Below are 20054 nucleotides of genomic sequence, written 5' to 3'. Positions count from 1 at the left end.
TTTTCGCGTCCGCCGCGGCCGGAGGGGGCGGGGTCGCTGCGCGCGGCCTTTCCCCCACCCCGCCCCTTCCCGAAACCGGGGCTCCGCCCCGGACCCCGGGGCCTTGCGGGGAACCGCCCCGCGGGAACGCACCGCTTGCGCCCGCCCGTGCCGCCCCCTGGGCCTCCCGGCCGCCCGCAGGGGGTGCGGGCAGGCCCGTTCACGCGTGACGGTTCGCTCCGCAGGGCAGGGGTGCGGCGAGGCCCGGCCCCCGTTGCGGGGGACCGGGCCTCGGGCGCGGCTGGGGGTGTTACGCCTTGCGGAGGCGGAAGGTGAGGGACAGGCCCTCGTCGGTGAAGTCCGCGCCGAAGGTGTCGTCGGCCTCACCCTGGGCGAAGTCCGTGGCGAGGACCTCGTCGGAGACCAGCCCCGCGTGCGCGGTGAGCGCCTCGACGACCGCCGCGTTCGCGGAAGTCCACCGCAGCGCGATGCGGTCCGCGACGTCCAGGCCGCTGTTCTTGCGGGCCTCCTGGATCAGCCGGATCGCGTCACGGGCCAGGCCCGCCCGCCGCAGCTCCTCGGTGATCTCCAGGTCCAGGGCGACCGTCGCGCCCGAGTCGGAGGCGACCGACCAGCCCTCGCGCGGGGTCTCCGTCACGATGACCTCCTCGGGGGAGAGGGCGACCTGCTCGCCCTCGACCTCCACCGAGGCGGAACCCGTCTCCCGCAGCGAGGCGGACAGCGCCGCCGCGTCCGTCGCCGCGATCGCCTTGGCGACCTCCTGCACCCGCTTGCCGAACCGCTTGCCCAGCGCGCGGAAGTTGGCCTTCACCGTGGTGTCGACCAGCGAGCCGCCCACCTCGGAGAGCGAGGCCAGCGCGGCCACGTTCAGCTCCTCGGTGATCTGCGCCCGCATCTCCTCGCCGAGCCGCTCGAAGCCGGAGACCGCGACCAGCGCCCGCGAGAGCGGCTGACGGGTCTTGACCCCCGACTCGGCGCGCGTGGCGCGGCCCAGCTCCACCAGGCGGCGCACCAGCGTCATCTGCTGCGAGAGCTCGGCGTCCACCGCGTCCAGGTCGGCCTCGGGCCAGGCGGACAGGTGGACCGACTCCGGGGCGTCCGGGACCACCGGGACGACCAGGTCCTGCCAGACCCGCTCGGTGATGAACGGGGTGAGCGGGGCCATCAGCTGAGTGACCGTCACCACCGCGTCGTGCAGGGTCCGCAGCGCGGCCCTGTCGCCCTGCCAGAAACGGCGGCGGGAGCGGCGCACGTACCAGTTGGACAGGTCGTCCACGAAGGCGGAGAGCAGCTTGCCCGCCCGCTGGGTGTCGTAGGCCTCCAGCGCCTTCGTCACGCCGTCGGTGAGCGCGTGCAGCTCGGACAGCAGCCAGCGGTCCAGGATCGGCCGCTCGGCCGGCGCCGGGTCCGCCTCGCTCGGCGCCCAGCCCGCGGTACGGGCGTACAGGGCCTGGAAGGCGACGGTGTTCCAGTAGGTGAGGAGCGTCTTGCGGACGACCTCCTGGATGGTGCCGTGACCGACCCGGCGGGCCGCCCAGGGGGAGCCGCCGGCCGCCATGAACCAGCGCACCGCGTCGGCGCCGTGCTGGTCCATCAGCGGGATCGGCTGGAGGATGTTGCCCAGGTGCTTGGACATCTTGCGGCCGTCCTCGGCGAGGATGTGGCCCAGGCAGACCACGTTCTCGTAGGACGACTTGTCGAAGACCAGCGTGCCGACCGCCATCAGCGTGTAGAACCAGCCGCGGGTCTGGTCGATCGCCTCGGAGATGAACTGCGCCGGGTAGCGGCTCTCGAAGAGCTCCTTGTTCTTGTACGGGTAGCCGTACTGGGCGAACGGCATGGAGCCCGAGTCGTACCAGGCGTCGATGACCTCGGGGACGCGGACCGCGGTGTGCGCGCAGCCGGCCTCGGGGCAGCCGAAGGTGACGTCGTCGATGTACGGGCGGTGCGGGTCGAGGCCCGACTGGTCGGCGCCGGTGAGCCCGGAGAGCTCGGCGCGGGAGCCGACACAGGTCAGGTGGCCCTCCTCGCAGCGCCAGATCGGCAGCGGGGTGCCCCAGTAGCGGGAGCGGGAGAGCGCCCAGTCGATGTTGTTGTTCAGCCAGTCGCCGAAGCGGCCGTGCTTGACGCTGGAGGGGAACCAGTTGGTCTTCTCGTTCTCCTCGATCAGCCGGTCCTTGACCGCGGTGGTGCGGATGTACCAGGACGGCTGCGCGTAGTAGAGGAGCGCGGTGTGGCAGCGCCAGCAGTGCGGGTAGCTGTGCTCGTAGGGCAGGTGCAGGAAGAGCAGCCCGCGCTCCTGCAGGTCCGCGGTCAGCGCCTCGTCGGCCTTCTTGAAGAAGACGCCGCCGACCAGCGGGAGGTCCTCCTCGAAGGTGCCGTCGGGGCGGACCGGGTTGACCACCGGCATGCCGTAGCCGCGGCAGACCTTGAGGTCGTCCTCACCGAACGCGGGGGACTGGTGGACCAGACCCGTGCCGTCCTCGGTGGTCACGTACTCGGCGTTGACGACGTAGTGGGCCTCGGACCCGGCCGGGAACTCCACCAGGTCGAAGGGCCGCCGGTAGGTCCAGCGCTCCATCTCGGCGCCGGTGAAGCTCTCCCCGGTGGTCTCCCAGCCCTCACCGAGGGCCTTGGCGACCAGCGGCTCGGCGACGACCAGCTTCTCGCTGCCGTCGGTGGCGACCACGTAGGTCACCTCCGGGTGGGCGGCGACCGCGGTGTTGGAGACCAGCGTCCACGGGGTGGTCGTCCACACCAGCAGGGAGGCCTGGCCGGCCAGCGGGCCGGAGGTCAGCGGGAAGCGGACGTAGACGGAGGGGTCGACGACCGTCTCGTAGCCCTGGGCCAGCTCGTGGTCGGACAGGCCGGTGCCGCAGCGCGGGCACCAGGGGGCGACACGGTGGTCCTGGACCAGGTGGCCCTTCTCGAAGATCTGCTTCAGCGACCACCAGACCGAGTCGACGTACTCGGGGTCCATGGTGCGGTACGCGTCGTCGAGGTCGACCCAGTAGCCCATGCGGGTCGTCAGCTCGGTGAACGCGTCGGTGTGACGGGTGACGGACTCCCGGCACTTCGCGTTGAACGCGGCGATGCCGTAGTTCTCGATGTCCTTCTTGCCGGTGAAGCCGAGCTCCTTCTCCACCGCGAGCTCCACGGGCAGGCCGTGGCAGTCCCAGCCCGCCTTGCGGGCCACGTGGTAGCCGCGCATGGTGCGGAAGCGGGGGAAGACGTCCTTGAAGACGCGGGCCTCGATGTGGTGGGCGCCGGGCATGCCGTTCGCGGTGGGCGGGCCCTCGTAGAACACCCACTCCGGGCGGCCCTCGGACCGCTCCAGCGACTTGGCGAAGATCTTCTGGTCCTGCCAGAAGTCGAGCACGGCGTGCTCGAGCGCGGGCAGGTCGACCTGAGCGGGAACCTGGCGGTACGTCGGCGCTGTCATCAGCGGCTTCCTCCAACGGACGTTGCTGCCTTCCGTCGGAGGGACGAGAGCCGTGCGCCGTCGGCGCGGTCCCGCGGTACCACCCTCCTTGGCCGCCGGTGCCCGCTCGCGCGCGCCCGGTGACCCCCTCATTCGGGTCACGACTGCCGGGTCTACCCGCCCGGCCCCCGCGTCCTGCCTGCGGGTGCTCCGGGCGTTCTTCCGGCGGCTCCGGGGTGATCTTCACGTCGTGCTCGCCCCCGGGCTCCCACCGTCCCCGGGTCGCTCTGGGCTGCGGGCGACGCTACTCGTCCCATCCACGCCTTGTCGCTGCGGCCAGTGTAAGGGGCGACAGCGGGTGACGGTGACGGCTTTCCCGGGGCCCCGGGAGCCTCCGCCGGCCTGGGCACCCGTTCGGCCCCCGTGCCGCGCATACCGGGCCCGCAGATGGGCACAACGCATGCAGCGGCGAGCCCCGTTGCCGCCGGTGCCGGGCCGATCTATGGTCCCAGCACGATGCGCGAGCAGGATCACAGCACGTGAGGGCCCGCGGGCGACTGAACCGCGGCAGGGCGGGAAGAAGGGCGCCGCCGCGCGAGCGGCGCCGGACCGAGCGGGTCGGGCAGCGTGGTGCGGCGTCGGCCGCGCCCGGGACGAGAGGCAGGGGCGTGACCAACGGGAAGAGTGCGGCCACGGCGGCGGCGGTGGCGAAGGCGCGGGTGGAGCCGGGAGACCTCGCGGTCCGCCCCGGCGAGGACCCGTGGACCCGGGAAGAGGTCGAGGAGGCCCGCTCGGAACTCGAGGGCGAGGCCGCGAGACTGCGCGAGGAGATCGCCTCGGCGGAACGCGCCCTGGCCCGGCTGATGCGCGACTCCGGTGACGGGGCCGGCGACGACCAGGCCGACACCGGTGCGAAGAACATCACCCGCGAGCACGAACTGGCGCTGGCGTCGGCGGCCAACGAGACGCTGACCCAGACCGAGCACGCCCTGGAGCGGCTGGACGCCGGCGCCTACGGCCGGTGCGAGAGCTGCGGAAACGCCATCGGCAAGGCCCGCATGCAGGCCTTCCCGCGCGCCACCCTGTGCGTGGAGTGCAAGCAGAAGCAGGAGAGGAGGCACTGACCACAGCGGTCGCCGCGGCCGTGCCGTACGCTCTCCTTCCAGTCAGGTAACCAGGCCGAAGGACTCACGTGGCAGAGGCGGAGCGCATCATCGGTACGCCGGAGACTCCGGACGAGGCGGCAGCCCCGGAGGAGAACGAGGAGGGGCAGCCCCCGCGGGGCAAGCGGCGCGTCACCGCGCTCGTCCTCGTCGCCGTACTGGCGTACGTCCTCGACCTGGTCAGCAAGCTGATCGTGGTGGCCGAACTGGAGCCGGGGAACCGCTCCGTCGAGCTGCTCGGCGAGTGGCTGCGCCTGGACGTGATCCGCAACCCGGGCGCCGCCTTCGGCTTCGGCGAGGCGTTCACCATCATCTTCACGGTGATCGCGGCCGCCGTGATCGTGGTGATCTTCCGTCTCGCCCGCAAGCTCTACAGCGCGCCGTGGGCGGTGGCCCTCGGCCTGCTGCTGGGCGGCGCGCTGGGCAACCTCACCGACCGGATCTTCCGCTCGCCGGGCGTCTTCGAGGGCGCGGTGGTCGACTTCGTCGCGCCCAAGCACTTCGCGGTGTTCAACCTGGCGGACGCGGCGATCGTCTGCGGCGGCATCCTGATCGTGCTGCTCTCCTTCAAGGGCCTGGACCCGGACGGCACGGTCCACAAGGACTGACGCGCGACGCGGCGGCGGCCTCTCCCCGGGGAGCGGCCGCACATGGCCGCGCGCCGTGCCGTGTCACCCGTCCGGCATACTCGACGGGTGAGCACGATTCCCGAGATCCGAACCCTGCCCGTGCCGGACGGCCTGGAGGGCGAGCGCGTCGACGCCGCCATCTCCCGGATGTTCGGCTTCTCCCGTACCAAGGCGGCCGAGCTGGCCGCGTCGGGCAAGGTGCTGGTCGACGGGGTGGTCGTCGGCAAGTCCGAGCGCGTCTCCGGCGGCGCCTGGCTCGAGGTGGAGATGCCCCAGGCCCCCGCCCCCGTGCAGGTGGTCGCCGAGCCCGTCGAGGGCATGGAGATCGTTCACGACGACGACGACATCGTCGTGATCGTCAAGCCGGTCGGCGTGGCCGCGCACCCCTCGCCCGGCTGGAACGGCACCACCGTGATCGGCGGCCTGGCCGCGGCCGGCTACCGCATCTCCACCTCCGGCGCCGCCGAGCGCCAGGGCATCGTGCACCGCCTGGACGTCGGCACCTCCGGCCTGATGGTCGTCGCCAAGTCCGAGCACGCGTACACGTCGCTCAAGCGCCAGTTCAAGGAGCGCACGGTCGACAAGCGCTACCACACCCTGGTGCAGGGCCACCCGGACCCGACCAGCGGCACCATCGACGCGCCCATCGGCCGCCACCCCAGCAGCGACTGGAAGTGGGCGGTCACCGCCGAGGGCAAGCCGTCGGTCACCCACTACGACCTCATCGAGGCCTTCCGCGCGGCGTCCCTGCTGGACGTCAAGCTGGAGACCGGCCGCACCCACCAGATCCGCGTGCACATGTCGGCCCACCGGCACCCCTGCGTCGGCGACCTCACCTACGGGGCGGACCCGACGCTGGCCAAGCGGCTCGGCCTGACCCGCCAGTGGCTGCACGCCGTGCGCCTCGGCCTGGAGCACCCCGGCACCGGCGAGTGGGTCGAGTTCGCCAGCGACTACCCGCAGGACCTGAGCCAGGCCCTCGACAAGGTGCGTGAGGAGACCTACGCGTGAGCGCCCCCACCGCGCGGTCCGTCGTGGTCCGGGTCGTCGAGGACCCGGCCGGGCGCGAGGCCTGCTTCCGGGTTCGCAAGCAGGTCTTCGTCGTCGAGCAGGGCGTGCCCGAGGACGTCGAGTACGACGCGCTGGACGCCCACGCCGTGCACGTGCTGGCCGTCCGCGAGGAGGACGGCGCCCCGCTGGGCACCGGCCGGCTGCTGTACGGCGAGGTGGCCGCGAAGAAGACCGGCGGGGACCCGTCGGTCGGCTCGCTGGGCCGGCTCGCGGTGCTGCCGGAGGCCCGCGGCCTCGGTGTCGGCGTGGCGCTGGTGCGGGGCATCGAGGACGCGGCGCGCGAGCGCGGGCTCGGTGTGGTCGACCTCGGGGCGCAGGTGCACGCCCTGGGCTTCTACGAACGGCTCGGCTACCGGGCCTACGGCCCGGTCTTCGACGACGCCGGCATCCCGCACCGGTCGATGCGGCGCGGCCTGTAGCCCACCGGGACCGCCGACGAGCGGTCCTCGCCGTGGCCCCCGGAGCCCCGGCTCAATTCTCGAGCCGGGGCTTCGGCATGCCGTCGCGCGCGGCGCGGGCCGCCTGCCCGGGCTGCTCGGCGGTGGGCAGCGGCAGGTTCATCGGCGTCTCCGGCGTGGCCGTCACGATGCGCGGCAGCGCGTAGGGGTGCTCGGCCACCAGCCAGCGCAGCATCTCCTCGCGGACGGTGACCCGGACCGTCCAGATGTCGTCCGCGTCCTTGGCGGTGACCAGCGCCCGGACCTCCATGGTGGTCGGCGTGGTGTCGGTGACCTGCACGCCGTGGGCGCGGCCGTCCCAGGCCGGGCAGTGGCGCAGGATGTCGCGGAGCTTGTCGCGCATCGCCTCCACCGGGGCCCGGTGGTCCAGGTGCCAGTAGACGACGCCGGTCATCTGGGCGCCGCCGCGGGACCAGTTCTCGAACGGCTTGGACGTGAAGTAGGACACCGGCATCGTGAAGCTGCGCTCGTCCCAGGTGCGCACGGTCAGGAAGGTCAGGGTGATCTCCTCGACGGTGCCCCACTCGCCCTCGACGACCACGGTGTCGCCGATGCGGACCATGTCGCCGAAGGCGATCTGCAGACCGGCGAAGACGTTGCTCAGGGTGGACTGCGCGGCGACGCCGGCGACGATGCCGAGGAGACCCGCGGAGGCCAGCAGCGAGGTGCCGGCCGCGCGCATCGCGGGGAAGGTGAGCAGCATCGCGGCGACGGCGACCACACCGACGATCGCGGTGACCACCCGCATGATCAGCTCGACCTGGGTGCGCACCCGGCGCACCCGCGCCGGATCGCGGTGGACCCTGGCGTACCGGTCGTAGGTCGCCTCCACGATCGCCGCCGCGATGCGGATCAGCAGCCAGGCGGTGGCGCCGATGAGGACCAGGGTGATGACGCGGCCGATCAGCACCCGGTACGGGCCGCCGATCTGCGCCTCGTCGTAGGAGGCGCGCAGCAGGGCGACGCACAGGGCTATCTGGTAGGGGATACGAGCACGCCTCAGCAGACCCCAGGCAGGGGTCTCCGGGTGGCGCTCGTCGGCCTTGCGGAGCAGCAGGTCCGTGGCCCACCCGATGAGGAGGGTGAGGAGGACCGAGCCGCCGACGACGATGAGCGGACGCATGACGTTCTCCATCAGGGGCGCTTATCCCGCACCGGGGAGATGTGAACACGGAGGTCGTGTGAGCATTGACGCATGAACGTGATGCTCTTCCACTCGACCTACGGCCTGCGCCCCGCCGTCCACGAGGCGGCCGACCGGCTGCGCGCGGCGGGCCACCAGGTGTGGACCCCGGACCTCTTCGGAGGACGGGTCTTCGACACGGTCGAGGAGGGCATGGACCACCACGCCGCGATCGGCGCGGATGAACTGCTGAAGCGGGCGGTACTGGCGGCGGCGCCCTACTCGGAGCGGGGGCTGGTGTACGCCGGCTTCTCGCTGGGCGCGGCCACCGCGCAGACCCTGGCGCTGGGCGACGACAAGGCACGCGGCCTGCTGCTCCTGCACGGCACCTCGGACCTCGCGGCGAACACCGCGGTGGACGACCTGCCGGTGCAGCTCCACGTGGCGGAGCCCGATCCGTTCGAGACGGACGACTGGCTGAGCTCCTGGTACCTGCAGATGCGCCGGGCCGGCGCGGACGTGGAGATCTACCGGTATCCCGGGGCCGGTCATCTCTACACCGACCCCGGTCTTCCGGACCACGACGCCGAGGCGGCCGAGGCCACCTGGAGGGTGGCGCTCGGCTTCCTCGACGCGCTCTAGTCCGCGGTCAGGCGGTGGTTCAGCCCGCGCGGTAGGCGGTCCACGCCTGCTGCATGCGGGTCACCTGGCCGGCGGTGAACTGGTACATGCAGGAGTCGTACGTGTAGTCCATGAAGTTGTGGATCGGGTCGGCGCCGGTGGACTTGGTGCAGGTGTCGCGGCCGGTCGGGCACTCGTAGGCCGGGCTGGCCTCGGGGGCGGTGTCGGAGACGTAGTCGCCGTTGCCGTTGCAGCCGCCCTGGAAGGTGTGGTAGAGGCCCAGCCAGTGGCCGACCTCGTGGGTGGCGGTGTCGCCCTGGTTGTAGTTGGTCGCGGTGCCGCCCGGGAGCGACTCGTCCAGCATGACCACGCCGTCCTGCGAGCCGATGTTGGAGGTCGGGAAGGTCGCCCAGCCGAGCAGGCCACCGCCGAGGTTGGCGGTGTAGATGTTGAGGGCGTTCTTGCCGCCCTTGCGGAGGGCCGTCTTCATGGCCTTCTCCGCGGCGGAGCCGGAGCTCACGTTGTACCAGGTCGCGTTGTTCGTGTAGTCGACGGCGGCCAGCGAGAACTGGAAGCCGGTGGCGACGTTGCCCGTGCCCTGGCCGGCGTAGGCGTTGTTCAGCACGCTGATCTGGTTGTTGATCTCGGTGGACGTCAGGTTGCCCTTGGTGCCGTCGGTGATGACGTGGAAGTACACCGGGATGGTCGCGGAGACCGCGGCGGCCGACGGGGCGGTCCGCTTCCCGGCCAGCGCCTTCTCCAGGTCGGCCTGCATGGCCTTGGCCTTGGCGGCGGTGACCTCGTTCGGGTCGGCGGCGCCGTGCTCGTGGCCCTTCGCCTGACGGGCCGCGGAGCCCGCGGTGTCCTCGCAGTGGTCGGCGGCGGCGACCTTGGCGGCGGGGGCCGCGGCCAGCGTCGTCGGGGCGGAGACCGGGGCGAGGGCGAGAGATCCGGCCACGGCGGCGGCGCCGAGGAGGCGACGGCGCATCTGAGGGGATATCCGGGCGAACGCACGCATGGTGAGCTCCTTGCTCGTGCGGAGGGACGGGGCGCGCGCAGGGATCTACCTGGCCGCTGCCCGGACATTACGTGGACATGGCGAAGCCGGACAGGTGCGGATCCGGCCTGATGGGGACGGGTGCAGACCGGGGCAATCGGGCACGCCGGACGCCGCCACCCCTTGCGGAGGGGGCGGCGGCGTCACGTGCGACGGTCGGCGAGGGTCCAAGTGTCCGGATTGGTTCGGTCATGACAAGGAGCTGGTATGCACCTGTCATGCGCTCGTAACCGTGGGGCCTCGTCGGGCTGCGTGGCTGAAAATCGACCTTCGCGTGTTACGCGCGTCGACTACACCGGGTCATAGGTCCGCTCCGCCTTCTGTGTGCCGCTGAGCGTGCGGTACGACCGCACCCAGTGGGAGGTGGCGGACGGATCGGTGCGGTCGGAGACGCGGTAGTAGTCCATCTGCGCCCGCTCGGGCGTCACCGAGAACACGCCGTACCCGTGCTGGTCGGTGTCGACGAACTTCACGTGCCGGTTCATGGCGCGGATGGCCGGGGAGGCGACCGCCGTGATCGTCCCCTCCGACACGCCCACGTAGTCGTTGAGGTTGTCCGAGGTCACCGAGGTGACGACGAACTCGGTGGCCGCCGAGGCGGTCAGCGGGTAGGTGGTGGCGTTGACCGGCACGTCGTTGGCGAAGGCCATGTGGATGTCGCCGGTCAGGAAGACCGTGTTGCGGATGCCGCCGGTCCGCAGGTGGGAGATGAGCTCCTTGCGGTCGTCGGTGTAGCCGTCCCACTGGTCCACGCTGATGGCGAGGTCCGGCAGACCCAGCAGCTCGCCGAGCGGTTCGCGGACGAACTCCGGCAGCTGCGCCACCGAGAACGGCGCGATCATGACGGAGTTGCCCACCAGCCGCCAGGTGGTGTCCGAGGCGGAGAGGCCGGATTTCAGCCAGTCCATCTGGGCGCGGCCGGTGAGGGTGCGGTCCGGGTCGTCCACCGAACCGCCCGCCGACGAGACCTGCTGGGAGCGGAAGCTGCGCAGGTCCAGCAGCGAGAGGTCGGCCAGCTTGCCGAAGCGCAGCCGGCGGTAGGTGGTGCCGGCGATCGCGGGACGGACCGGCATCCACTCGAAGTAGGCCTGCTTGGCGGCCGCCCGGCGGGCCACCCAGGTCCCCTCGGCGCCCTCGGTGTGGTTCTCCGCGCCGCCGGACCAGGTGTCGTTGGCTATCTCGTGGTCGTCCCAGATGGCGACGCAGGGGGCGGTGGCGTGCAGTGCCTGGAGGTCCTGGTCCGTCTTGTACCGGGCGTGCCGCATCCGGTAGTCGGCGAGGGTGAGGATCTCGTGTTCGGGCCGATGCGGGCGGACCACCCCGCCGTAGGCGTAGGCGCCGCCGGCGTACTCGTAGATGTAGTCGCCCAGGTGCAGCCAGGCGTCCAGGTCGCCGCGGCCGGCCAGGTGCCGGTACGGCGAGAAGTAACCCGACTCGTAGTTGGCGCAGGAGACCACGCCGAAGCGCAGGCCGGTCACCGCGGCGTCGGCGGCGGGCGCGGTGCGGGTGCGGGCGACGGGGGAGTGGACGCCGCCGGCGGTGAAGCGGAAGAAGTAGTCGGTGGCCGGGCGCAGACCGCGCACGTCGGCCTTCACGGTGTGGTCGGAGGCGGCGGTGGCGGTGACCGTGCCGCGGGCCACCACGCCGGACAGGGCCCGGTCGGTGGCGATCACCCACTCCACCGGGGTGTCCTCCCCGGCCCCGGAGCCCGGCGTCGCCTCGGGCGAGGGAGTCACCCGGGTCCACAGCAGGACGCCGTCGGGCAGCGGGTCGCCGGAGGCGACGCCGTGCAGGAAGGCGGGGGCGGCGGCGGCCAGGGCCGGCGCGGCGGCGGCCAGCGGCGCGGCCAGCACGGCTCCGGCCGCGGCTGCCTTGACCACCGTGCGGCGGCTGGGGGAGGCGGCGGGGGAGGGGAAGACGGGGGCGAGGGCGTCCGAGGTCGGTCTCTGTCGGCTCATGGGCCGGAGGCTACTGACGCGTACATGCAAGAGCGAGCGAACTCACAAGAGTTCGCCCGCTCTTCCACAGCTATTCGGCCACCGGCCGGGGCCGGCCCGGAATCAGCCCTTCAGGGCCTTGTCCATGGCCGTGGTGAAGTCCTCGGCCGTCATCGGCGCGTTCTGGCCGTTGGCGTCGGTGACGATCTTGCCGTCCATGACGAGGGACGGGGTGCCCTTGAAGCCGTACTTCTCGCCGTCGGAGTCGAACTTCTTGCTCATGTCCAGCGCCCAGCGGTCGAAGGTGCCGCCCGTGACGTCCTTCTCGAAGTCCTTGTTGCCCTTGAGGGCGTCGACCGAGTTGGCGACCTTGATCAGGTAGTCGTCGTCGGCGAACTTGTCGGTGGACTCCTCCGGGTGGAACTTCGCGGAGTACAGGGCGGCCTTGTAGTCGAGGAACGCCTCGGGGCTGACGTCCAGCGCGGCGCCCAGGGCGCTCAGGGCGTTCTTGGAGCCCTCGCCCGTGAGGTTGCCGTCGAGGAAGGTGGCGCCGACGAACTGCACCTTGTACTTGCCGTCGTCCATGCCCTTGCGGAGCGTCTCGCCGACGGTCTGCTCGAAGGCGGCGCACACCGGGCAGCGCGGGTCCTCGTAGACGGCCAGGGTCTTCTTGGCCTCGGCCTTGCCGATGACGACGTTCAGGCCGTTCTTGCCCTCGGTGTTGGCGGGCGCGACCAGCTTCGCGGTCTCGGCCGCCTCCCAGGCGGAGGGCTTGTTGGCCTGGGCGATGCCGTAGGCGACGCCGCCGGCTATCGCGAGGCCGGCCACGACGGACACGGCCACGACGACCTGGCGCTTGGTCTTCGCGCGCTTGGCCTCGCGCTCGCGCTCCTGACGCAGGCGCTCGCGGGCGGCGGTCTTGGCGGCCTGGGAGTTGCGCTGGCTCATGGGGTTCTCCTGAACAAGGGGGAAGGAAGCATGGGACAAGCCATGGTGCTGGAAAGCCGAGGAGCCGCGAGGGCCCGGGAGGCCGACGGCGTGCGCGGGCGCGTCACGGCGCGCTCGCACGCGAGGGCGGCCTGGTGACGGGCTCCGGCGGGGCCGGGACGGGGGACCGCGAGGAGCCGCGGGTCAGGCGGCGGCGGCGTACGCGGCGGGAGGCCCGCGCAGCCCGAGGGAGCGCACCAGGTACCGGATCCGCGGGGCCCCGGCCGCGGTGGCGCGGACGACGGGCCGCGGCACGCGGACGGCGGGCGCCGCGACGGTGGCGAAGGCCACCAGCAGCGGACGGAAGGTGGTCGCGGCGACGGCGCGCAGCACCTGGCCCAGCGCGCGCTCGCCGCGGCTCAGCCAGGCGGCGGCCAGCAGCCCCACCCCGACGTGACAGGCGAGCAGCGCCCAGGCCGCGCCCGGCCCGCTCCCGGCGAGCACCGCGGCGGCGCCCTCCGGGGAGGCGGCGGGCGCCAGGGACGCGCCCACCGGGGTCCCGGCGCAGAGCAGGTCGAGGCCGACGGAGTGCAGGGGACCGGTCACCGGCCCGCCGGCCGCGCCGTAGCAGGCGTGCTGGCCGGAGGTGAAGACCGTGTCGACGGCGAGTTCCAGGGGGACCAGCAGGGCCGCGATCGACCCGAAGCGGCGCTCCCGGCCGGCCAGCGCCCAGGCCGCCACGAAGACGGCCGCGCAGACCGCGGCCACCGTGGACAGCGGCAGCGGCGCGCCCGAGAGCAGCACGTGGGACGCGCTGCCGACCGTCACGGCCAGTGCCGTGAACAGCACCGCGCGCGCGGCTCTCAGGGGGGCCCGGGACCTGTCCATCTCGCGGAAAGTCTGGCACGCCGCTGGTTAAAGGACTGGTAAAAGGTGACGGTGGCCACCGGCCGGAGCCGGGAACGTTCCCGATGCCCCGGGTTGTCGGTGGCGGGGCATAGAATTCGAGACCGACCCGTCGGACCACGCGCACCCCCCGACCCGTGCTCCTCAGGAGGCCCCACCCGTGTCGAAGCCGCCCTTCACGCACCTGCACGTCCACACCCAGTACTCGCTGCTGGACGGTGCCGCGCGGCTCAAGGACATGTTCCAGGCCTGCCAGGACATGGGCATGACGCACATCGCCATGTCCGACCACGGCAACCTGCACGGGGCCTACGACTTCTTCCACACCGCGAAGAAGGCCGGGGTCACGCCGATCATCGGTATCGAGGCGTACGTCGCCCCCGAGTCGCGGCGCAACAAGCGCAAGATCCAGTGGGGCCAGCCGCACCAGAAGCGCGACGACGTCTCGGGCTCCGGCGGTTACACCCACAAGACCATCTGGGCGGCGAACGCCACCGGCCTGCACAACATCTTCCGGCTCTCCTCGGACGCCTACAAGGAGGGCTGGCTGCAGAAGTGGCCCCGGATGGACAAGGAGACCATCTCCCAGTGGTCCGAGGGCCTGATCGCCTCCACCGGCTGCCCCTCCGGCGAGGTCCAGACCCGGCTGCGGCTCGGCCAGTTCGACGAGGCGGTCAAGGCGGCCGCCGACTACCAGGACATCTTCGGCAAGGACCGGTACTTCCTGGAGCTGATGGACCACGGCATCGACATCGAGCACCGGGTCCGCGAAGGCCTCCTGGAGATCGGGAAGAAGCTCGGCATCCCGCCGCTGGTCACCAACGACTCGCACTACACCTACGCGCACGAGGCCACCGCCCACGACGCGCTGCTGTGCATCCAGACCGGCAAGAACCTCTCCGACCCCGACCGCTTCAGGTTCGACGGGACCGGCTACTACCTGAAGTCGACGGAGGAGATGTACGCCATCGACTCCTCCGACGCCTGGCAGGAGGGCTGCCGCAACACCCTCCTGGTCGCCGAACAGATCGACACCACCGGCATGTTCGAGAAGCGCGACCTCATGCCGAAGTTCGACATCCCGGAGGGCTACACCGAGGTCACCTGGTTCCAGGAGGAGGTCCGCCGCGGCATGGAGCGCCGCTACCCGGGCGGCATCCCCGAGGACCGGCAGCGGCAGGCCGACTACGAGATGGACGTCATCATCCAGATGGGGTTCCCCGGCTACTTCCTGGTGGTCGCCGACTTCATCAACTGGGCCAAGGACAACGGCATCGCGGTGGGCCCGGGCCGAGGCTCCGCGGCCGGCTCGATCGTCGCCTACGCGATGGGCATCACCGACCTCGACCCGATCCCGCACGGCCTGATCTTCGAGCGCTTCCTCAACCCCGAGCGCGTCTCCATGCCCGACGTCGACATCGACTTCGACGAGCGCAGGCGCGTCGAGGTGATCCGCTACGTCACCGAGAAGTACGGCGCCGACAAGGTCGCCATGATCGGCACCTACGGCACGATCAAGGCCAAGAACGCCATCAAGGACTCCGCCCGCGTCCTCGGCTACCCGTACGCGATGGGCGACCGCCTCACCAAGGCGATGCCCGCCGACGTCCTCGGCAAGGGCATCCCGCTCTCCGGCATCACCGACCCCAAGCACCCCCGTTACTCGGAGGCCGGCGAGATCCGGTCGATGTACGAGAACGAGGCGGACGTCAAGAAGGTCATCGACACCGCCATGGGCGTCGAGGGCCTGGTGCGGCAGATGGGCGTGCACGCCGCCGGCGTCATCATGTCCAGCGAGACCATCACCGACCACGTCCCGGTCTGGGTCCGGCACACCGACGGCGTCACCATCACGCAGTGGGACTACCCGAGCTGCGAGTCGCTCGGCCTGCTGAAGATGGACTTCCTCGGCCTGCGCAACCTCACGATCATGGACGACGCCGTCAAGATGGTGAAGGCCAACAAGGGGATCGACATCGATCTCCTGAGCCTCCCGCTCGACGACCCGACGACCTTCGAGCTCCTCCAGCGGGGCGACACCCTCGGCGTCTTCCAGTTCGACGGCGGCCCCATGCGCTCCCTGCTGCGCATGATGAAGCCCGACAACTTCGAGGACATCTCCGCCGTCTCGGCCCTGTACCGGCCGGGCCCGATGGGCATGAACTCGCACATCAACTACGCGCTCCGCAAGAACAAGCAGCAGGAGATCACGCCGATCCACAAGGAGCTCGAGGAGCCCCTCGAGGAGGTCCTGGCGGTCACCTACGGCCTGATCGTGTACCAGGAGCAGGTGCAGAAGGCCGCCCAGATCGTCGCCGGCTACTCGCTCGGCGAGGCCGACATCCTGCGCCGCGTGATGGGCAAGAAGAAGCCCGACGAACTGGCCAAGAACTTCACCATCTTCCAGGCCGGCGCCCGCAAGAACGGCTACAGCGACGAGGCGATCCAGGCGCTCTGGGACGTGCTGGTGCCCTTCGCCGGCTACGCGTTCAACAAGGCGCACTCCGCCGCCTACGGCCTGGTCTCCTACTGGACGGCCTACCTCAAGGCCAACCACCCGGCCGAGTACATGGCCGGTCTGCTCACCTCGGTGAAGGACGACAAGGACAAGTCCGCGGTCTACCTCAACGAGTGCCGCCGCATGGGCATCAAGGTGCTCCCGCCGAACGTCAACGAGTCCGAGCCCAACTTCGCCGCCCAGGGCGACGACGTGATCCTCTTCGGCCTCTCCGCGGTCCGCAACGTCGGCTCCAACGTCGTCGACTCGGTGATCAGGACCCGCAAGGCCAAGGGGAAGTTCTCCTCCTTCCCCGACTACCTCGACAAGGTCGAGGCCGTGGTCTGCAACAAGCGCACCACCGAGTCACTGATCAAGGCCGGCGCCTTCGACTCCATGGGGCACACCCGCAAGGGTCTGATCGCCCAGTACGAGCCGATGATCGACAACGTGGTCCAGGTCAAGCGCAAGGAGGCCGAGGGTCAGTTCGACCTCTTCGGCGGCATGGGCGACGAGGGCGCCGACGAGCCCGGCTTCGGGCTCGACGTCGAGTTCTCCACCGACGAGTGGGAGAAGACCTACCTGCTCGCCCAGGAGCGGGAGATGCTCGGCCTGTACGTCTCCGACCACCCGCTCTTCGGCCTGGAAAACGTCCTGTCCGACAAGGCGGACGCCGGTATCGCCCAGCTCACCGGCGGCGACTACGGGGACGGCGCGGTCGTCACCATCGGCGGCATCATCTCCGGCATCCAGCGCAAGATGACCAAGCAGGGCAACGCCTGGGCCATCGCCACCGTCGAGGACCTGGCCGGCTCCATCGACTGCATGTTCTTCCCCGCCACCTACCAGCTGGTCTCCACCCAGCTCGTCGAGGACGCCGTCGTCTTCGTCAAGGGCCGCCTCGACAAGCGCGAGGACGTGCCGCGACTGGTCGCCATGGAGCTGATGGTCCCCGACCTGTCCAACGCCGGGACCAACGCGCCGGTGGTGCTCACCATCCCGGCCACCCGCGTCACCCCGCCCATGGTGACCCGGCTCGGGGAGATCCTCTCCAGCCACAAGGGCGACAGCGAGGTGCGGATCAAGCTGCAGGGCCCGCGCAAGACGACCGTGCTGCGCCTGGACCGGCACCGGGTGAAGCCCGACCCCGCCCTCTACGGCGACCTCAAGGTGCTGCTCGGCCCGTCCTGCCTGGCGGGCTGAACCGGGCGGTATCCAAGGCCTCGGAACGCTTCAGGGGCCCGCCTCGGCTCGCGGTGCGAGCCCGGGCAGGCCCCTGAGGGCGCGACGTGCGCGACGCGCGCGTCAGTGGTGCGCGACGTGCGCTTCAGTCGCGCGTCAGTTGTGGCCGAAACGGCGCTGCTTGTTGCGCGCGACGTCCGCCGGGCTGCCCTGGACCTGCGCGACCGTGGACTGGTGCGGCGCGGCCTCGTCCGAGCGGTGCTGCGGACGGTCCGACCGGGCGGCGCGCTGGGCGGGCTTGCGGGTGTTCTTGTTCTTGGCCATGGTGATCTTCCTCCTGTGGGGGAATCGGTGGGCCAGAGCCGAATTCAGACTCACACAGGCCGCTCACGCACGCATGTCGGACGACTACCGTCTGTGACAGGCCCGTTGGGGTGCGGCGCCGCCAAGGACCGCGGCGGCCGGGCGCCGCACGGCCAAACGCCACGCCGAAGATCGAGTTCGGGCCGTGTGGACCCTCGTGCTGGGGCAGACTCGAAGCGAGCCCGAAGCACACCTCCCCGGACAGAGGAAAGAGGGTGACCGCGTGGACCGCTGCATCGTCCTGGTGGACGCCGGATATCTGCTGGGTGCCGCCGCCAGCCTCCTCGCCGGAGAGCCCTCGCGGTCCCGCATCTCCGTCGACCACGCCGCCCTCGTCCAGGGCCTGCGCGAACGCGCGGAGGCCGACACCCGGCAACCCCTGCTGCGTATCTACTGGTTCGACGGAGCCCCCGACCGGGTCCCGCAGCCGGAGCACCGCAGACTGCGGGTGATGCCCCGGGTCACCGTCCGCCTCGGCGCCCTCACGCGTTCCGAGGGACGTTGGGCGCAGAAGGGCGTCGACGCGGCCATGCACGCCGAACTGACCGAACTGGCCCGCAACCGCGCCTGCTCCGACATCGTCCTGGTGACCGGCGACGGCGACCTGCTGCCCGGGATGATGTCCGCCAAGGAGCACGGCGTCGCCGTCCACCTCTGGGCCGTGCAGGCCGCCGACAACAACTACAACCAGTCCGAGGACCTGGTCGCCGAGGCCGACGAACGCCGCGTCCTCGACCGGGCCTGGATCACCCAGGCCGTCCGCGCCCGCGACCTCACCGGAGCCTGCCCGCCGCAGCCCGCGCCGCGGCCCGAGATCGCCGCCATCCTCTCCGCCCCGCCAGGCGAACCCCCCGCCCAGGGCGACCGGCAGCCCTCCGCCCACGACGGCTCCCACCCCGCCTCCGTCAACGGAAACCCCCACAACGGAAACCCCCACAACGGAAACCCCCACCCCGGAAACCCCCACCACGGCGGCCCGCTCGACGGAAGCGCACTCAACGGAAGCCCGCTCGACGGCAACGCCGTCAACGGCGACGGCGTTGCCGTTGACGGGGGCGCCGACCGGGTGCCGGCCACCAAGGGCGTGCCCACCCCGAAGGACCTCGCCGCCCTGCGCGCCCCCGGCCCCCCGGCCACCGTCGCCCCCGCGCCGCAGCCCGCCACCGCCACCCTGCGCTGGTCCTCCGACCGCGGCTGGGTCGAGCGCCCCGGCACGCCGACGGAGTCCTCCGAGGCCGCCACCCTGCCCACGCTGGCCCAGCTCACCAGCGCCGAGCAGCGGTGGGCCGACCACGAGGAGGACATCACCAGCGTCGGCGGCGACGCCTACGAGGTCGGCCAGGTCTTCGCCCGCCGCTGGATCCAGCGGGTCACCGACACCGCCTGCCTGGGCAGGCTCTCCGCGGAGTACCCCCGCATCCCGCACCGCGTGGACGGCGAACTGCTGCGCTACGCCGCCCGCTTCGGGCTGCTCGCGCACAAGGACGACCAGATCGACGAGCACGACCGTTACGCCATCCGTGCGGGGTTCTGGCGCGAGGTCGACAGCCACACCGGGGCCGAGCGCCCGGCCGTCGCCGAGTGAACCGCACCTCGCCGGGCCCCGGGCGGGACGCCGTCGGCGGCGGGGTTGAATTTCGGGCCGAGTCGGGCACCCCGTAGGCTCATCCCTTGTGAACGCACGCTCCGCACCGCCGTCCCCTCACCCCGAGGCCGTGTGCGCGGTGCGTGACCTCACCAAGACCTATCCGGCCGGCCGCGGCCGCCGCGGCGCGCCCGGCACCCCGGAGGTGCGGGCCACCGACGCCGTCAGCCTGGAGATCCGGCGCGGCGAGATCTTCGGCCTGCTCGGCCCCAACGGCGCCGGCAAATCCACCCTGGTCCGGCAGATCACCGGGCTGATGCGGCCCGACCGCGGCAGCGTCACCCTCTACGGTCACGACATCGTCCGCCACCCCGAGCGCGCCTCGCGGATCCTCGCCTACCTCGGCCAGGAGTCCACCGCCCTGGACGAGCTGACCGTCTCGCTGGCCGTGGAGACCACCGGCCGGCTGCGCGGGCTCGACGTACGCGCCGCGCGCGCCGAGCGGGACGCGGTCCTCGACGAACTCGGCCTCGCCCCCCTCGCCGGCCGGGCCCTGCGCAAGCTGTCCGGCGGCCAGCGCCGGCTCGCCTGCTTCGCCACCGCGCTGGTCGGCGAGCGCCCCCTGCTGGTCCTCGACGAGCCGACCACCGGCATGGACCCGGTCGCCCGCCGCGCCGTCTGGTCCGCCGTCGACCGCCGCCGCGCCGAGCGCGGGGCGACGGTGCTGCTGGTCACCCACAACGTCATCGAGGCGGAGACCGTGCTGGACCGGGTCGCCGTGCTCGACCGGGGCCGGGTCATCGCCTGCGACACCCCCTCGGGCCTCAAGGAGCGCGTCGCCGACGAGGTCCGCGTCGACCTGGTCTGGCGGGAGAGCGCCCCGCTGCACGTGCCCGAGGTGGCCGCGCTGCGCGGACGTGCCGTCGAGTCCGGGCGCCGCTGGACGCTGCGGCTCGCCCCCGACGAGGCGCGGGCCGCCGTCGGCGCCGTCACCGGCGGGGCGGCCTTCGCCGCGCTGGACGACTTCACCCTGGCCACGCCGAGCCTGGAGGACGTCTACCTGGCGCTCGGCGGCGAGGCCCGGGGACTGGTGAAGGCGTGAGGACCCCGGACG

Annotated in this window: 15 protein-coding genes; 8 read left to right on the top strand and 7 right to left on the bottom strand. The window is 71.8% G+C overall.

Translation table 11 applies throughout. The annotated features are described in order from the left end of the window. Positions 1-289: 289 nt before the first annotated feature. Complete coding sequence (gene ileS / locus ACFRAV_RS07770) at positions 290-3442, bottom strand: isoleucine--tRNA ligase (protein WP_382552516.1); 3153 nt, start codon at positions 3440-3442, stop codon at positions 290-292. 647 nt (positions 3443-4089) lie between these two features. Between ileS and ACFRAV_RS07765 the strand changes: the two genes are divergently transcribed. The 4 genes from ACFRAV_RS07765 to ACFRAV_RS07750 all read left to right on the top strand — a co-directional run bounded on the left by ACFRAV_RS07765 (position 4090) and on the right by ACFRAV_RS07750 (position 6703). Beyond that, positions 4090-4545 (top strand): TraR/DksA family transcriptional regulator, encoded by a 456-nt coding sequence (locus ACFRAV_RS07765; RefSeq protein WP_382552514.1) that lies wholly within the window; start codon positions 4090-4092, stop codon positions 4543-4545. 68 nt (positions 4546-4613) lie between these two features. Then, positions 4614-5192 (top strand): signal peptidase II, encoded by a 579-nt coding sequence (gene lspA, locus ACFRAV_RS07760; RefSeq protein WP_382552512.1) that lies wholly within the window; start codon positions 4614-4616, stop codon positions 5190-5192. An 87-nt stretch (positions 5193-5279) separates the two neighbouring features. Beyond that, positions 5280-6224 (top strand): RluA family pseudouridine synthase, encoded by a 945-nt coding sequence (locus ACFRAV_RS07755; RefSeq protein WP_382552510.1) that lies wholly within the window; start codon positions 5280-5282, stop codon positions 6222-6224. Beyond that, positions 6221-6703 carry a GNAT family N-acetyltransferase gene (locus ACFRAV_RS07750; RefSeq protein ID WP_382552508.1) on the top strand — a complete coding sequence of 161 codons (483 nt, stop codon included), beginning with the start codon at positions 6221-6223 and terminating at the stop codon, positions 6701-6703. Before ACFRAV_RS07755 ends, ACFRAV_RS07750 begins: the two co-directional genes overlap by 4 nt. A gap of 52 nt (positions 6704-6755) precedes the next feature. Here ACFRAV_RS07750 and ACFRAV_RS07745 read toward each other — a convergent pair whose 3' ends face one another. Then, the gene (locus ACFRAV_RS07745; protein ID WP_382552506.1) at positions 6756-7877 is read right to left on the bottom strand and encodes a mechanosensitive ion channel family protein; all 1122 of its coding nucleotides are present in this window, start codon (positions 7875-7877) and stop codon (positions 6756-6758) included. A gap of 60 nt (positions 7878-7937) precedes the next feature. Here ACFRAV_RS07745 and ACFRAV_RS07740 point away from each other — a divergent pair, with 60 nt between their 5' ends. Further along, entirely contained in the window at positions 7938-8507 is a 570-nt protein-coding gene (locus tag ACFRAV_RS07740) for a dienelactone hydrolase family protein (protein ID WP_351114325.1), read from the top strand. A gap of 19 nt (positions 8508-8526) precedes the next feature. On the opposite strand, the gene ACFRAV_RS07735 is transcribed toward ACFRAV_RS07740, so the two are convergent. The 4 genes from ACFRAV_RS07735 to ACFRAV_RS07720 all read right to left on the bottom strand — a co-directional run bounded on the left by ACFRAV_RS07735 (position 8527) and on the right by ACFRAV_RS07720 (position 13295). After that, positions 8527-9504 (bottom strand): zinc metalloprotease, encoded by a 978-nt coding sequence (locus ACFRAV_RS07735; RefSeq protein WP_382552504.1) that lies wholly within the window; start codon positions 9502-9504, stop codon positions 8527-8529. A gap of 329 nt (positions 9505-9833) precedes the next feature. Beyond that, positions 9834-11501: an alkaline phosphatase D family protein gene (locus tag ACFRAV_RS07730; RefSeq protein WP_382552502.1), complete on the bottom strand. Its 1668-nt coding sequence runs from the start codon at positions 11499-11501 to the stop codon at positions 9834-9836. Positions 11502-11603: 102 nt separating this feature from the next. Further along, positions 11604-12428, bottom strand: a complete 825-nt coding sequence (locus ACFRAV_RS07725; protein ID WP_382552500.1) for a thioredoxin domain-containing protein — start codon at positions 12426-12428, stop codon at positions 11604-11606. A gap of 183 nt (positions 12429-12611) precedes the next feature. Beyond that, positions 12612-13295, bottom strand: a complete 684-nt coding sequence (locus ACFRAV_RS07720; protein ID WP_382552498.1) for a hypothetical protein — start codon at positions 13293-13295, stop codon at positions 12612-12614. A gap of 178 nt (positions 13296-13473) precedes the next feature. Here ACFRAV_RS07720 and dnaE point away from each other — a divergent pair, with 178 nt between their 5' ends. Further along, positions 13474-17013, top strand: coding sequence for a DNA polymerase III subunit alpha (dnaE, locus tag ACFRAV_RS07715; protein ID WP_382552497.1), 3540 nt, complete (start codon positions 13474-13476; stop codon positions 17011-17013). Positions 17014-17148: 135 nt separating this feature from the next. On the opposite strand, the gene ACFRAV_RS07710 is transcribed toward dnaE, so the two are convergent. Then, positions 17149-17316: a hypothetical protein gene (locus ACFRAV_RS07710; protein WP_351114313.1), complete on the bottom strand. Its 168-nt coding sequence runs from the start codon at positions 17314-17316 to the stop codon at positions 17149-17151. Positions 17317-17578: 262 nt separating this feature from the next. Here ACFRAV_RS07710 and ACFRAV_RS07705 point away from each other — a divergent pair, with 262 nt between their 5' ends. Together ACFRAV_RS07705 and ACFRAV_RS07700 are read left to right on the top strand one after the other, a co-directional pair. Then, a complete protein-coding gene (locus ACFRAV_RS07705; RefSeq protein WP_382552495.1) occupies positions 17579-18940 on the top strand; it encodes an NYN domain-containing protein in 1362 nt (453 codons plus the stop codon). A 130-nt stretch (positions 18941-19070) separates the two neighbouring features. Further along, positions 19071-20042, top strand: a complete 972-nt coding sequence (locus ACFRAV_RS07700; RefSeq protein WP_382552526.1) for an ABC transporter ATP-binding protein — start codon at positions 19071-19073, stop codon at positions 20040-20042. The last annotated feature ends 12 nt before the right edge of the window (positions 20043-20054 follow it).

Origin of the sequence: Streptomyces sp. NPDC056600 (assembly GCF_042792855.1) — a bacterium.
Taxonomy (GTDB): domain Bacteria; phylum Actinomycetota; class Actinomycetes; order Streptomycetales; family Streptomycetaceae; genus Streptomyces.
This window is presented reverse-complemented; position numbering and strand designations above follow the sequence as displayed.